General features: G+C 59.4%; 17 protein-coding genes and 2 tRNA genes. 7 read left to right on the top strand and 12 right to left on the bottom strand.

Annotation, left to right across the window (positions count from 1 at the left end; genetic code table 11):
• Nucleotides 1-92: 92 nt before the first annotated feature.
• The 6 genes from ABRP66_RS11065 to ABRP66_RS11040 form a co-directional block, all read right to left on the bottom strand.
• A tRNA-Arg gene (locus ABRP66_RS11065) sits at nt 93-165 on the bottom strand.
• A 168-nt stretch (nt 166-333) separates the two neighbouring features.
• Nucleotides 334-1,401 carry a GTP-binding protein gene (locus tag ABRP66_RS11060; protein WP_284771284.1) on the bottom strand — a complete coding sequence of 356 codons (1,068 nt, stop codon included), beginning with the start codon at nt 1,399-1,401 and terminating at the stop codon, nt 334-336.
• Nucleotides 1,402-1,453: 52 nt separating this feature from the next.
• Nucleotides 1,454-3,028, bottom strand: coding sequence for an SLC13 family permease (locus ABRP66_RS11055; RefSeq protein ID WP_349838683.1), 1,575 nt, complete (start codon nt 3,026-3,028; stop codon nt 1,454-1,456).
• A gap of 283 nt (nt 3,029-3,311) precedes the next feature.
• On the bottom strand, nt 3,312-4,676 hold the full coding sequence (mgtE, locus tag ABRP66_RS11050; RefSeq protein WP_284771282.1) for a magnesium transporter: 1,365 nt from the start codon (nt 4,674-4,676) through the stop codon (nt 3,312-3,314).
• Between the two features lie 125 nt (nt 4,677-4,801).
• Nucleotides 4,802-5,125 carry a DUF202 domain-containing protein gene (locus tag ABRP66_RS11045; RefSeq protein ID WP_284771281.1) on the bottom strand — a complete coding sequence of 108 codons (324 nt, stop codon included), beginning with the start codon at nt 5,123-5,125 and terminating at the stop codon, nt 4,802-4,804.
• Nucleotides 5,118-5,480 carry a YidH family protein gene (locus tag ABRP66_RS11040; protein ID WP_349838682.1) on the bottom strand — a complete coding sequence of 121 codons (363 nt, stop codon included), beginning with the start codon at nt 5,478-5,480 and terminating at the stop codon, nt 5,118-5,120. The genes ABRP66_RS11045 and ABRP66_RS11040 overlap by 8 nt, the downstream gene beginning before the upstream one ends.
• 91 nt (nt 5,481-5,571) lie before the next feature.
• Here ABRP66_RS11040 and ABRP66_RS11035 point away from each other — a divergent pair, with 91 nt between their 5' ends.
• Nucleotides 5,572-5,949: an NUDIX hydrolase gene (locus ABRP66_RS11035; RefSeq protein WP_284784889.1), complete on the top strand. Its 378-nt coding sequence runs from the start codon at nt 5,572-5,574 to the stop codon at nt 5,947-5,949.
• A 126-nt stretch (nt 5,950-6,075) separates the two neighbouring features.
• Here ABRP66_RS11035 and ABRP66_RS11030 read toward each other — a convergent pair whose 3' ends face one another.
• Nucleotides 6,076-6,279, bottom strand: coding sequence for a hypothetical protein (locus ABRP66_RS11030; protein WP_284783661.1), 204 nt, complete (start codon nt 6,277-6,279; stop codon nt 6,076-6,078).
• Between the two features lie 232 nt (nt 6,280-6,511).
• Nucleotides 6,512-6,600, bottom strand: a tRNA-Ser gene (locus ABRP66_RS11025).
• Between the two features lie 120 nt (nt 6,601-6,720).
• On the opposite strand from ABRP66_RS11025, the gene hisC reads away from it, so the two are divergent.
• On the top strand, nt 6,721-7,773 hold the full coding sequence (gene hisC / locus ABRP66_RS11020; protein ID WP_284796915.1) for a histidinol-phosphate transaminase: 1,053 nt from the start codon (nt 6,721-6,723) through the stop codon (nt 7,771-7,773).
• Nucleotides 7,774-8,166: a phage holin family protein gene (locus ABRP66_RS11015; protein ID WP_284783664.1), complete on the top strand. Its 393-nt coding sequence runs from the start codon at nt 7,774-7,776 to the stop codon at nt 8,164-8,166.
• Between the two features lie 26 nt (nt 8,167-8,192).
• Here the strand turns inward: ABRP66_RS11015 and ABRP66_RS11010 are convergent, their stop codons facing one another.
• A complete protein-coding gene (locus tag ABRP66_RS11010; protein ID WP_023016533.1) occupies nt 8,193-8,453 on the bottom strand; it encodes a MoaD/ThiS family protein in 261 nt (86 codons plus the stop codon).
• A 58-nt stretch (nt 8,454-8,511) separates the two neighbouring features.
• Between ABRP66_RS11010 and ABRP66_RS11005 the strand changes: the two genes are divergently transcribed.
• From ABRP66_RS11005 to ABRP66_RS10990, 4 genes are read left to right on the top strand one after another with little or no spacing between them, the layout of a single operon-like run.
• Nucleotides 8,512-9,648, top strand: a complete 1,137-nt coding sequence (locus ABRP66_RS11005) for a molybdopterin molybdotransferase MoeA (RefSeq protein WP_349838681.1) — start codon at nt 8,512-8,514, stop codon at nt 9,646-9,648.
• Nucleotides 9,645-10,124, top strand: a complete 480-nt coding sequence (locus tag ABRP66_RS11000; protein WP_023024918.1) for a MogA/MoaB family molybdenum cofactor biosynthesis protein — start codon at nt 9,645-9,647, stop codon at nt 10,122-10,124. Before ABRP66_RS11005 ends, ABRP66_RS11000 begins: the two co-directional genes overlap by 4 nt.
• Nucleotides 10,114-10,575: a molybdenum cofactor biosynthesis protein MoaE gene (locus tag ABRP66_RS10995; RefSeq protein ID WP_284796913.1), complete on the top strand. Its 462-nt coding sequence runs from the start codon at nt 10,114-10,116 to the stop codon at nt 10,573-10,575. The genes ABRP66_RS11000 and ABRP66_RS10995 overlap by 11 nt, the downstream gene beginning before the upstream one ends.
• Nucleotides 10,572-11,579 (top strand): ThiF family adenylyltransferase, encoded by a 1,008-nt coding sequence (locus ABRP66_RS10990; protein WP_284784895.1) that lies wholly within the window; start codon nt 10,572-10,574, stop codon nt 11,577-11,579. The genes ABRP66_RS10995 and ABRP66_RS10990 overlap by 4 nt, the downstream gene beginning before the upstream one ends.
• Before the next feature lie 21 nt (nt 11,580-11,600).
• Here the strand turns inward: ABRP66_RS10990 and ABRP66_RS10985 are convergent, their stop codons facing one another.
• From ABRP66_RS10985 to ABRP66_RS10975, 3 genes are all read right to left on the bottom strand, one after another.
• Nucleotides 11,601-11,849: a hypothetical protein gene (locus ABRP66_RS10985; RefSeq protein ID WP_284771271.1), complete on the bottom strand. Its 249-nt coding sequence runs from the start codon at nt 11,847-11,849 to the stop codon at nt 11,601-11,603.
• Between the two features lie 149 nt (nt 11,850-11,998).
• Nucleotides 11,999-12,718, bottom strand: coding sequence for a hypothetical protein (locus ABRP66_RS10980; RefSeq protein ID WP_284783670.1), 720 nt, complete (start codon nt 12,716-12,718; stop codon nt 11,999-12,001).
• Nucleotides 12,719-13,081: 363 nt separating this feature from the next.
• Entirely contained in the window at nt 13,082-13,240 is a 159-nt protein-coding gene (locus tag ABRP66_RS10975; protein ID WP_284771269.1) for a hypothetical protein, read from the bottom strand.
• Between the last annotated feature and the right edge of the window lie 398 nt (nt 13,241-13,638).

Here is a 13,638-nt window from a genome sequence, read left to right as displayed (position 1 = left end):
AAACCGGCACCCCAGAACAAAAACGACTGAGATGCCGGTTTGTCAACGATGTCGCGACTGACCTGTCAAGCATGTCGGGACTCATGACATTGTGCGCCCGGAGGGATTCGAACCCCCAACCTTCTGATCCGTAGTCAGATGCTCTATCCGTTGAGCTACGGGCGCAGTCCGTTGTGAAGCAGTGCGTATGCTCTGCTGTGCAACGAGGATTTACTATACCCACGGACCCGGAAACTAACAAATCGCCTGTACAGAGCCGTGTTCGGCGGGATGGCCAGGAGTGTACTGTTCACCCGCCGTTCACGCTTTAGCTCGGTGCGAAGGACGAGGAGACTATACGAGGGCGGAGGCTTCGGCATCGGAAAGCAGGGCGTCTTGAAAGGCCTGCAAGGTGGATTCGTGATCGAAGTCGACACCGATGAGTACGAGCTCCGTGCCGGGGGTTACGCCATTGGCGGCCCATAAAGAGGCGGGCATGATCTGCAGGTTGGGCCCGGCCTGCTGCCACGCGTGGGCCACGCGCAGGTCGGTATCGATCCAACAGTATCCCTTGGACCGCACGAGGCCCGTGCTTGCCCGGAGGGCTGCGATGAGGCGCTCGCGATTAAACGGACGATCGGCACGAAAGACGACTGAGGAGATGCCGTATTCCTCGGTTTCTGGAGTGTGTGGGTTCGCAAGCTCTTCGGCGTAGCCGTGATAGGCGGCTGCGGTTGCGGCATTGAACAAATGCGCATCGAGAACTAGCCCCGGTTCGATTACCCCGTGGGTCACCGGCACCACGCGAGCCCGCGGATTCATGGCGCGGACTGCGGCGATGACGCGCTCGGTTTCGGCAGCATCGACAAGATCGGTTTTGGTAATGAGGATAAGGTCGGCGAATTCGACTTGATCCACTAAGAGATCGGAAATGGTGCGGTCATCTTGGGGCGTAGCCTCGATGCTTTCGGAGACGAGGCTGCGGCCGCGGCGCAATTGGTTTAAGAAGGCAGAGGCATCGACGAGGGAGACCATGGTGTCGATAGGGGCGGCATCGGCAAGCGTGGTGCCATCGGCAAATTCCCACTCAAAGGTGGCAGCCACGGGCATGGGTTCGGAAATGCCGGTGGATTCGATGACAATCTGATCAAAGCGGCCGGAGCGCGCCAGCTTGCCCACGGACTCGATGAGGTCTTCGCGCAAGGTGCAGCAAATGCAGCCATTCGACAGTTCCACGAAGCGATCCTCGCCGCGCTCCAGATGGCCTTCGCCAGCGACGAGGGCGGCATCGATATTGACCTCAGAAAAATCGTTGACGATGACCGCCAGCTTGCGCCCCTCCCGGTTTGCGAGCAGGTGGTTAAGTAGCGTGGTCTTTCCGCTGCCTAAAAATCCGGACAGCACGGTAACAGGTGTAGCCATCCTTTAATGGTAACGTGTTTCATTAAAGGATGGCCATTGAGGGGTTTAGCACCTAGACGGTCAGCCCGAAGATCGGTACCGCCAGCAGGAAGACGGTAAGAGTGATGAGGAAGATACCGATGACGTTGAGGCCAACGCCGCCCTTGATCATCTCGCCAATCTTGACGTAGCCGGAACCGTAAGCAATGGCGTTCGGCGGAGTTGCCACCGGAAGCATGAAGGCACAGGTTGCGGCCAAGGCGACTGGGATGGTGAGCAGTAGGACGTTGATATCGCCTTCGGTGGTCAGGCCCACGCCCACGGCGACGCCGCCCATGATGGGGATGAAGGTCGCCGCGGTGGCGGTATTGGAGGTGATCTCCGTCAGGAAGAGGACCAGGGCGGCCACGGCTGCGACGATGAGCACGATGGGCAGGGAGCTGAGCCCCTTGGCCATCTCACCAATCCACAGGGACAAACCGGAAGAGTTGAAGGCCGAGGACAAGGAGAGGCCACCGCCGAAGAGGAGGAGGACGTCCCACGGCATTTCATTGGCGGTCTTCCAATCCAGCAGGCGGATGCGGCGCTCCGAATCGGCCGGCAAGATGAACAAGAGAATACCTGCGGCGATGCCGACGATGGCATCGTCATAGTTATCAAAATCGCCAAGGACGATGGGCAGGGATACCCAGGCCAGGGCGGCCAGGACGAAGATGATGCCGGTCATGATCTGCGGGCGGGTCCATGGGCCCAGGGCCTTGATTTCATCGTTGATGAGCTCGCGGCCGCCGGGAATTTCGGTCATTTCCGGTTTGAAGATGGTAATCAACAGCACCCATGCGATGAGCAGGAAGGTTAGCGCCAGCGGCACGCCGACGGCCATCCAGCGGCCAAATCCGAGGGTAACGTCCCAGGTATCGGCCATGTACGCATTCAAGAAGGCGTTGGGCGGGGTACCAATCAGGGTACCCAGCGAACCGATGGAGGCGGAGTACGCGATGCCCAGCATGAGGGCGGTGGCGAATTTCTTCTGCTTATCCCAACCGCCAACAGTCTCTGCGGTAAGTGCCAGCACGGAAGTACCAATCGGCAGCATGACCACGGCCGTTGCGGTATTCGATACCCACATGGACAAAAAGCCGGTGGCCAGCATGAAGCCCAAAATGAGGCGGCGCGGCGAGGTACCGATGAGCTTTACCACATAAAGTGCAAGGCGGCGGTGCAGGTTCCAGCGCTGCAGCGAGAGCGCGATAAGGAAGCCACCCATGAACAAGAAAATGGTGGCAGAGGCATACGGTGCGCCGACTTCCTTAATGGTGCCCACGCTTGCGAGCGGGAAGATGACCAGCGGAATCAGCGCGGTGGCCGCCAGCGGGATGGCTTCAGTCATCCACCACACACCCATGAGGATGGTCACCGCCGCAACGGTGCGGATGGCGCTTAGCGTGTAATCGGCCTCCTCATCCACACCGGTGGACTGCTGGACAGTCTCGATGGCATTTGAAGGGAAGATGAAAAATACAAGGATGGCTAGGGCGAGGCCGATGAAAAGGCCAATGAACTGGCGGCGCCATTCATTGCGCGGGGCACCGGGATCCTCAGCGCCCTCTGATTGGGCGGTAGATTCGTGAGTATGCGGGGTGGTCATGCCGCGAACTCCTTCGCTAGAGAGACTTTTAGCAGGGCGGGGGTGTGAAAGCTCTGTCAATTACCAGCAATCGAGCCGGATCCTTGGTGCATCCCGAACATCATTCAGTCCGTGCAGAGCATGCTAAGACCCTACAAAACATTTGCATCAGAAACCACAAACTTTACTGAATTCACCCCCACCACTTTCAAAATTCACACACCGCAGCTACTCAAAATGTGAAATCTTCCCCACCGATCTGCCACCCCCGCCCGGCGGATCAGGCTCCATGGGTAAGGAGCCCCTATAAGCCGAGCACCGACTTGGCGATGAGGAAATAGATGATAAGGCCCGTGGCATCGCAGAACGTGGAGATAAACGGATTGGAAAATACGGCAGGGTCCGCGCCAATGGTCTTTGCAACGATGGGCATCAGCCCGCCCACCGTGGCGGATATGGAACAGATTAGAAACAGCGTCGAGCCAATGACTAGGCCAATATCCACGCCGTAGACCACCGTTGCCAGGCCAAGTCCGGCCAAGCCCAATACGGCGCCAAGCAGCATGCCCACGCGGAGCTCGCGCCAGAGGACGGCGAGGAGGTCGCGCCCGCGGACATCGCCAAGCGCCAGCGCACGGGTCACCGTCGTTGCCGCCTGATTTCCCGTATTACCGCCGGTACCGGTCAGCAGCGGGATAAACAGGGATAGCACCACGGCCTGCGCCAAGGTGTCCTCGAAGGCGTCTAGGACCCGCACGGTGAGCAGCGCGGACACCGCCAGCACCAGCAGCCACACGATGCGGGACTTCACCAGTTTCAATAGCGGCGTGGACAGGTAGGGCTGCTGCAGGGCCTCGGTACCACCGGCGCGCGCGGAGTCCTCGCTATCCTCTGCCTCGACGATGTCAATGGCATCGTCCCAGGTCAAAAGGCCTACCAGGCGGTCTGAATCATCCACGATGGGCAATGCCAAAATATCGAGCGGCAAGAACCACCTGGCGGTGGCTTCCGCATCATCATTGGCATTGGCGTAGATGGGGCTTTGCATGATGTCCCCAATCGTGGTGCCGGCCTCCGCGGTAAAAATCTCCCGCAGCGTCACCACACCCACCAAGCGGCGGTCCGCGCGGGTAATGGGCACCGCATAAATGGTTTCTAGCTCATCGGCCTTCGCGCGCAGGGTCCGCAGCGCTTCCTCCACGCTCATTTCTGGATGGATGCCGGGGACCTCGGGCGACATGCGGCGGCCCACAGAGCCCTTGGTGTAGCCCAGGACAACCCCGGTGACATCCCGCTTCGATTTGGTAAGCGAGCGCAGCAGCCGATCCGCAATCTCCGCCGGCAGCTCATCCAAAAGGGCCACGCGGTCTTCCGGCTCGAGTTCATCGAAGAACTCATAGACATCAGCATTGCCCAGCTCATCGATGATATCGGCCTGGTGCTTGGCGTCCAGGGCATCAAATACCACGATGGATTTACGCCGCGGCAATAAGCGCAGGGCCAGCGCGGCGCGGATGGCATTTTGCCGCTCGACGATGGCGATGAGCTCCTGCAGCGGCACCTCATCAAGCAGCGCCTGCAAGCGGGGCGCTTTTTGCGGGTCAATGGCAGAATCCTGCTTCAACCATGCCTCGACCGTATCGCTGGCCTGCTCAGTAGTATCCGCCATCGCCGTCACCTTGCCCTTCTCGCCCCTCATACTGCGGCGCCGGTGGCCACAGTAATTGATATAGCCTCACATAGATTACGCGTATCCCCCATCAGCACACAGCACTGCGGCGGAAAACTTTGTCTTTAGGCAAAAACACCCCACAAAGCAAAGGCTGCGAGCAGGGAGACCAGCCCCGCACCACCGGCCAGGACGGCGGCGCCGGGGAGGTGGCGGTGGGTGCGCAAGGAGGCATCGACAAGCGATGCCCGCTTCCGCACCGCCACGATCAACACCAGTACGCCCGCCGCGAGCACCAGCAACGGAAGAAACACGCTGACGCTGACCACCCGCATAACCCCCAGGAGGATTACCGCCAGCGCGAGGATGGTGCGCTGCCACGATAGGCGGGTGCGCTCGGGCTGCAAGCCGGGGTCAAAGAGTTCCCCATGTGGCTGCGGGCTAGACAAGTAACTCTCCTACCAGCAGCACAGCCGCGATAACGACGATGGTGCCTACCAGCACCGGGATGGCGATGCTAAAGGGCAACGGACGCTGCTGCCGCAAGGCGCGCTCGGCCCGCTTCCATTGCACCCACGCGACCACCGGCAGCACAATCGCCACCACCAGCATGAATGCGGAGACCACGGTGCGCAGGGTCGCCGGCAGCGGCACATCGAAAGCCTCCAAGGCCACTCCCCCGGCAATCAGCGCGAGCGAGGTGCGAATCCATGCGAGGAAGGTGCGCTCATTCGCCAGCGTAAAACGCGGATCAGGGTCACTTCCTACCCCAAATACCGAGCGGGGAAACCTCGAATCGCTCATGTCTTCCTACCTTATATTCAGTGCGCGGCCTTAGCGCGATAAGCCCGCGCCCCTACCCGCCGGCCGCGGCCGCCTCGTTATGATCGGGGCCATGATTGAAGTCGCAGCCATCGTTTTCCGCAATTCCTTTGGCCATGTGCTTGGCGTACGCAAGGCCACATCCACAAAGTTCCAGCTGCCAGGCGGCAAACTAGAAGAAGGCGAAAGCCCAGTCCAGGCCGCTGCGCGTGAGGCGAAAGAAGAAATCGGCGTGCAGGTACGCCTTCCTGAACTTACCGAGCTCGGCACCTTCACTGCCCCCGCCGCCAATGAGCCGGGCCAGACCGTCCGCGGGCATATCTTTACCTACCCGCGCCCCGTCATCGCCCACGCCGCGGCCGAAATCGCCGAAACCGCCTGGATCGATCCCGCCGACCCGCAGTGCGAGCTCGCTGACTTACTGCGCAACGAGGTTTTTCCGGCGCTTTAAAGTGGTCAAGCCCTCGCATCGGCAAAGGAAACCACATCTACTCCCCGCCACCTGCGCCAGGGCAGAATCGTGAACCAGCGATAACGTAAAAGTCACCTTGGGGCTCAACGGGGTGCGGTGTACTACTTATTTAGACTGACGCCCTGCATTCTCCGCCCACACGCGCACTCCCACAGAAGCAGCAGTCAAAACAACAATGAAGATGGTTACTAAGCCGATGCCTATTACATCAGTCAGCCACAAAATAAATACCACCAAAGAGGCGACTGCTAAAGCGAGCAAAACTCCGATTTTCATTTTCTTCGCTTTATCCATAACTCCATTATCCACGATTGGAGTTTCTCCTTTTTAAAGAAACCTCCCTGATCTCCAAAAGTGCCCGCGGAGAACTGCATTTCCACTTCATACCTGCAGCGGAAAGTACTCGTACCCCCGCTTGCAGAATAGGGGCATGACTCTTGTTTGGTGGCCACCACTTTTTGTCGTTTCAGCCTGTCGCTTAAGCCGGTCGTTTAAGCTGACAAATTGACAAAATCCCGAGCGCAATTGCCCGGGATTTGTGTGGCGGAGATGAGAGGATTCGAACCTCCGGACCCCAGAAGGGTCAACTCCTTAGCAGGGAGCCCCATTCGGCCGCTCTGGCACATCTCCAAGTTCAGAAAGAACCGTAAAAGACAATACCTGCCGCATGCGCCACGGCCAAACTAACCCCCTGGTTTTGTCCCCGGTTTTCTTCCACGCGCGCAGGAGAGACGACCTAGAGTGGTAGCCATGATTCGCTCCGACTTACTCGCCATCCCCGGCTACGTGCCCGGCGCGCGCCACGATGATGCCCTCAAGCTCTCTTCTAATGAGGCCACGCAGCCACCGCTGCCTGAGGCCGCGGAGGCTATGGCCCGCGCCGCTGCCGAGGCCAATCGCTACCCAGATATCGCGGCCACCGAGTTGCGTGAGGATCTGGCCGAGCACTTAGGCGTGAATTTTGACCAGGTTGCGGTGGGCACGGGTTCTTCCGCGCTGTGCCAGCAATTGGTGCAGATCACCACCACACCCGGTGAAGAAGTGATCTTCCCGTGGCGTTCCTTTGAGGCTTATCCCATCTTTGCCCAGGTGGTGGGTGCACGCCCCATTCCGGTTCCGCTCGATGCGGACCAACGCGTGGATTTGGCCGCGATGGCGGAGAAGATTACCGCGGATACGCGCCTAATTTTCGTCTGCAATCCGAATAATCCTTCCGGCACCACCGTAACCAAAGCGGAGTTCGCCGAATTTATGGACGCGGTGCCAAGCGATGTCCTCGTTGCCCTCGATGAGGCCTATATCGAATACAACCGGAACGCCGATACCCCGCTGGGCACCGAGCTTTTTGGCACTTATCCCAACGTGGTTTTCCTGCGGACCTTTTCCAAGGCCTATGGTTTGGCCGGCGTGCGCGTGGGCTATGCCTATGGCCCAGAAGACGTCATCGCGGCGCTGAATAAGGTAGCGATTCCCTTTTCCATCAATGCCGTGGCCCAGGTAGGCGCCCGTGCCGCGCTCGCAGCGCAGGATTCGCTGCGCGAGCGCACCGAAGAGACCGGTGGCCAGCGTCAGCGCGTGGAAAAGGAACTGGCAGAATGGGGCGTTCCCCACTCGGAGGCCAACCACGTATGGCTGCCAGCAGCGAATATTGAAAAGCTGGGAACGCCGCAGGAATTAGCCGCGCGCCTTGCCGCACACGGCGTGCTCGTCCGCGCCTTTAGCGAAGGCATACGCATTACCATTACAACCGAGGAAGAAACTAACACCCTGCTGCAGGCATGGAACGATACCGTAGGAGGCTAAATGCGCTCGTTGACCAATTTTGCCCTCAACGTGGTCGCCATCGCGATTGCGCTCTGGGTCGTAGTGGGCATTATTCCCGGGATTTATATCACCCCGGATAAGCTGGGCAATTTCATTGCCGTGTCCATTGTTTTCATCATCATTAACGCGGTGGTCATGCCCGTGCTGCGTTTTATCGGCGCCCCACTGACCTGCCTCACCCTCGGGCTATTCGCGCTCGTCATCAACGGCGCCGCCCTGCTGATCGTGGAGTGGACGCTTAATACCTTTGACCTAGGAATTGGCCACCTCGTGGTCAATTCCTGGGGCTCTGCAATCTTCGGCGCCATCGTCTTGTCCCTGGTCAGCAGCCTGGTCAATTTCTTTACCAGCCCCCTGCGCAAGCCGGTCTAAGGCACCGGCTGGTCTAAAGGCACGGGTTATCCCCCAGCGAAGGGAGGCAGCACGTCAACGCGGGTCACGCCCATCAGCGGCGAATCCGCTTGGGTGTTCCCGGCGCCATCGATAAGAAAGTTGCAGCGCCCCAGCACCTCTTTCATGCTCATGCCGGCTTCGGTGGTGCCGGTGTGGTCCTTGCCCAGCTGTTCTATGAGCTGGCCCAAGGTGGTGGGCGCTTTTACCTGCTCCGAAGCTACGCCAGCCGCGGCACGGGCGGCGGCGAAATAGTGAACGGTCAACATGCTTCCTACTATGCCCGCAGGCTTCGAACGTGTCGAACTCGCGGGTAAACTTGGCTCTATGCGCACTCCCGAAACCTACGCACACGAGGTCGCGGCAGCCCTCGGCCCGCGCGAAGCCATCTCCCAGCCCCTAGGGCAGGCACAGGAGATGGTCCTTGCCGCCGATGTCTATACCGCCTTCCCCTCGCCGCGCTTTAGCAATTCCCAGATGGATGGCTACGCGCTGCCCGCTACCGCAGCCGGCTCGTACGAGGTGGGCCCCACCATCGCCGCAGGCGCGGATCCCGCCGAGCTGCTGGATGGCCCCTTGCGCGCTGCCTGCCCCATCATGACTGGAGCTAAGGTCCCAGAGGGAACGGCAGCTATCGTGCCGATTGAAAAGTGCCAGCCGCAGGAGTTCCTCCAGCCGGGCGAGACCATTACCGTTCCCGCCACTGAGGAGGGCCAATTCATCCGCGGGACGGGTACGGATCTTGAGCAGGGCGCTCTCCTGGCCGCCAAGGGCGAGAAGCTCACCCCGGTGCGCCTGGCCGCGCTGGCCTCCCAGGGCATTGAGGAGGTCAGCGTTTATCGTCCCGCCCGCATCCTCGTGTGCACCGGCGGCGCGGAAATTGGTACGGGTATAGCTGCTATTCCCGATGCCAATGCACCGCTCATTTCCGCTATGGCCCAACGTGCCGGCATCGAAGTCGCCGGTTATGTCACCACCGATGATGATCCAGAGGTACTCACCGGCGCGCTGGAGGAGGCCACGCAGCTCCACCGCCCCGATGCGATCGTCACCTCCGGCGGCATTTCCGCGGGCAAATACGAGGTCATCCGGCAGGTGCTCACCGGCTGGTTTGGCCACGTGGATCAGCAGCCCGGCGGGCCGCAGGGCATCGCCAGTTTCCACGGCACCCCGGTCATCTGCTTGCCCGGCAATCCGATTTCCACCATGGTGAGCTTCCGCCTCTTTGTTGCCCCTACCCTGGGCTGGGCGCCCGCGGCATATCGCGTGCCAATCGCGCACGCCATCGAGGGGCTGCCCCACAAGGATCAATTCCGCCGCGGGTACGCCGATGCGCAGGCCCACGTTACCGGCGGCGCTAGCTCCCACCTGTTAGCCCAGGCCGTCGATGCCACCCACCTCATCCGCATTCCTGCCGGTAAGAGTCTCAGCGCAGGAGAAGAAGTAAAGGTCTATCCCCTATGAGTTCTGCTCGCACCGCCATTGTTTTAGTCGCCTCCACCCGCGCCGCCGCCGGGGTCTACGAGGATCGTTCGGGCCCCATCGCGGTAGATTTCTTGCGCCGCAAGGGCTTCGACTGTCCCGCTGCCCGCGTGGTGCCTGATGCCGATATCGCCGCAGCGGTGGACCAGGCCTTCGCCGAAAAGCCCGCGGTCATCCTCACCTCCGGCGGGACTGGCCTGACCCCGGATGATCTCACCGTTGATGCCGTCCAACCCCACCTCACGCGCGAGCTTCCCGGCATCGCCATGGCCTTTTGGAATAAGGGCCTGGAGACTATCCCCACCGCGGTGGCCTCGCGCGCGGTCGCAGGCGTCAATGACACCACCTTCGCCATGACCTTGCCCGGTTCTACCGGCGGGGTCAAAGATGGTTGCGCCGTGCTAGAGGATTTAATCGTCCACATCGTCGATATGTTAGAAGGAAAACATGAGCACTGATCCTTCTTATGTCGCCGCGCAGACTGGGCTTACTGTCGGCGCTATGCTGACCGAGCAACCCCTCGAGCCCCTCCTTGCCACCGCCAAAACTGAGGTCATCACCCCAGCCATGGGCGCGGTGGTCACGTTCGAGGGCATCGTGCGCGATCACGATGGCGGCCGGCCCGATGTCACTCAGCTGTCTTACTCCGCACACCCCAGCGCCCCAGAAAAGCTGCGCGAGATTGTCGATGAAGTGGCAGGCCAACACCCCGTGCGCTTGTGGTCGGCCCACCGCACCGGCGATCTACAGGTAGGCGATCTGGCCTTTACCGTCGTCGCCGCCTCTGCCCACCGCGGCGATGCCTTCCGCGCCGGGGAGGCCTGCGCCGATCGCGTCAAAGCTGAGGTGCCCATTTGGAAAGAACAAAGCCACGGCGATGGCTCCGTCAACTGGGTGGGCCTCGAATGAGCATCCGCTATGCCCGTCAGGAGGCACTGTGGGGTGATAAGGGCCAGCAGAAATTGGCCGACTCCCACGTCGCGGTCATCGGCGCGGGCGGGCTTGGCTCACCGGCGCTGCTCTACCTTGCAGGGGCCGGGGTAGGCCGCATCTCGCTTTTCGATGACGACCTCGTCTCCCCCTCCAACCTCCACCGGCAGGTCATTCACACCACCGCCGCCATTGGCACCGCAAAGACTGGGTCAGCCGCAGCGGCGGTGCGGGCCCTCAACCCTGAGGTGGAGCTCATCTGCCACGGCCGCCTGGAATCCGCCACCGCCCTCGAGCAGCTGCGCGGCTGCGACGTGATCCTCGATGGAACGGATAATTTCGACGCCCGTTACCTGTGCTCATGGGCCGCCCACAGCCTAGGCATTCCTCATATTTGGGCTTCTATCCTGGGCTTTGATGCGCAAATGAGCGTCTTTTGGTCCGGCAAGGGCCCTGTGTACGAGGATGTCTTCCCCACCGCCCCGGCTCCGGGCGAGGTTCCGTCGTGTTCCCAAGCCGGCGTTCTGGGCCCCATCGTCGGCACGGTGGGATCCGCGATGGCCTTGGAGGCTTTGAAGATCATTACCGGCGTCGGCACCCCACTTATTGGCACGCTCGGCTACTTTGAGGCGCTATCTGGGACCTGGGAGTATATCCCCATCCGCCCCACCGGCGCACAGCCTACCCAGCCAGCCGATGCCCCCGAGGTCCGCGAGATCCCCGCGCACGCCCCGCTTATCGATGTCCGCACCGACGCCGAACGCGCCCGCGCCACCATTCCTCATTCAACGCATCTGCCCCTCGACCGCATCCTCGCCGGCGAGAACCCGGACATCGGCCAGCGCGATGCCGCCGTTATCTACTGCGCCAGCGGCATCCGCTCCGCGCAAGCCGTCCACGCGCTGCGCGGCCGCGGCTACAAGCAAGTTGTTTCCCTGCGCGGCGGCATTAACGCGTGGTTGGAACAGCACAATATGTCCTAAACCAGCCGGGTGATGGTCCTTCTAGCGCCTTTGCTTGTCTTCCCTGCCGCGAACAAAGAGGAACCAGATGAGCGGCCCCAAGAAAGGAAGGGCGAAGGTAGCAGCGATAAAGAGCACCTTGGCCGCAATCGTGTACCCAGAAGCGATAATAGAAATAACCGCCGCAATCCAGAACGCGACGAGCAAAATAATGGGAAGGAACCCTAGGAACCACCACGTGTCATTAGGGTTAGTGGATTCTGCTGCTACATAAAGTTCCGAGGTACTCATGATGTCCTTTCGTCGAGCATTTTTATCTCTGGGACAAAGCCAGCATCACGACCACACCTGACTTGCCCTGTACGTTTCCAAGATTAATTCTGCGCCGCACTAGGCTCGTCATCCCCCGGTATGAAATACCGCAGCAAAATCAGACGGATCTAAGAGGTCTTCCGGTGCCCCGTCATCTCTAGGTTCGCTTTGTCGCCGTCCAAGGTGAGGTTTCCCGTCAGGTCCTGCGTGGCCACAGCACCCGATTCGCCTTCCCCATGGGCACGCCACGTTACGGTCACGGTATTGTCAGTCCACTCCAGCTGATTAATATGCCTGCGTGCTGGCTCCATTCCATTACGGGTCCAGTCTTCTACCTGAGTAATGTAATTCAGGTCATTGTCATAAATCAGCAAATTATCTGGCCAAGCCACGCCGCCTTGATCGCAGACATAGGTAATGACAGCTTCATCTTTGCCATCGCCGTTGATATCGGCGTAAGCACCCTTAGGGGTTCCATCCTTGTTGAGCTTTAGCCCAGCGGCAGCATTGGGATATCCAGTCTTTAAGTGCTCGGGCAAAGTCCCATCCACCAACGTGCCGGCGCCATGGTCACACAACGCTGGTACCCACAGGGAGTACAAGTCTTCTACTGGGATGATCTTATTCTCCCCAGAACCTGCTTTTTCCTGGGCCTTTTCCGTCACTGTCGCGGCGCTCGGTTCTTTCGCGGAATCCTCGTCTCCAGCACCTTTATCATCCGTGTCTGAAGGGGCGGTTTCTTCGCTGGCATCTGAAGTTGCGCTAGATCCGGTGAAATTCGGCTTGCTATCGGCATTATTAGACTCATCGGAATTAGAACAACCGGAAACAAAAACGACAGCAGTCACTGCAAGGATCGCGCAAGGAGAGGTGAGAGTTTTAGGCATAAATGCAGCATACAGTGCTAGGGCGGCTAGGTTCGCGGCAATAGAGGCAAAAATGAGAATTGAGCAATCTGGCCGTAACCAGAAGCTACCTAACTATCACCTTGTTGTGAGTGACTTTTGCGGAGGAAGTAGAGGCTGAGCACCGGTCAACACTAGCGATACAAACCGCTCCACTACCGTAGCAACAGAATCCCGTTCTGTTCCTACATAAGTTTCTAGTGCATATTAGTTTTCCACCATCGCTAGAACTCAAGATGGGGTCAGCACATGAATAAACCCCGAGACCAAATGGCCTCGGGGCTTTATTCTCTCGGTTCTTAAATCTTAGAAGCCGAGGATGGAGCGGGTGAACTCGTTAACAGCGTCCGGGACCAGGTAAGGCACCTGACGGAAGAACAGGCTTGCCTGCTCAAGAGCGTCCCAGCCGGTGGAGACTGCGGAGTGTGCTGCTTCCTGTACGTTGGATACGATATCAAAAATCATTTCGAAATTCCTTTCGAGGTTGGAAAAATCTTATACGCGTTTCCGCGCGCAGCAATCATTGTATGCGGTGAGGTGCGGTGATGTGCAAATTTTCAGCAGTCAGTTTGTAGATTTGTTAGAAAATAATCATCCTGGGGTTTAAACGATCTACGTTACCTATTCTTTCATTCTAAAACTTTCGTGCAATAAATTTTAGTTTCAAAGATAATCAGGGGAAGCAGGAAAAGGTCCCACGTTTTCCCGTTCTAGACAGCTGAGTCGTACAGACAAGACAAAACCCCTAGTCAGTCAGGACTAGGGGAATGCTCTCTGCGGAGACGGCGGTGTCCGAATTCATGACTTATTTGACAGTCTGTTCCTGGGTAAGTGGTCGTGATGGTTGACAGGTCAGTCGCGAC

The sequence above is a fragment of the Corynebacterium sp. KPL2680 genome (genome assembly GCF_040225675.1).
In the GTDB taxonomy this organism is placed as follows: domain Bacteria; phylum Actinomycetota; class Actinomycetes; order Mycobacteriales; family Mycobacteriaceae; genus Corynebacterium; species Corynebacterium rhinophilum.
Note: the sequence above shows the minus strand (reverse complement) of the source record. Positions and strands in the feature narration are given on the sequence as shown.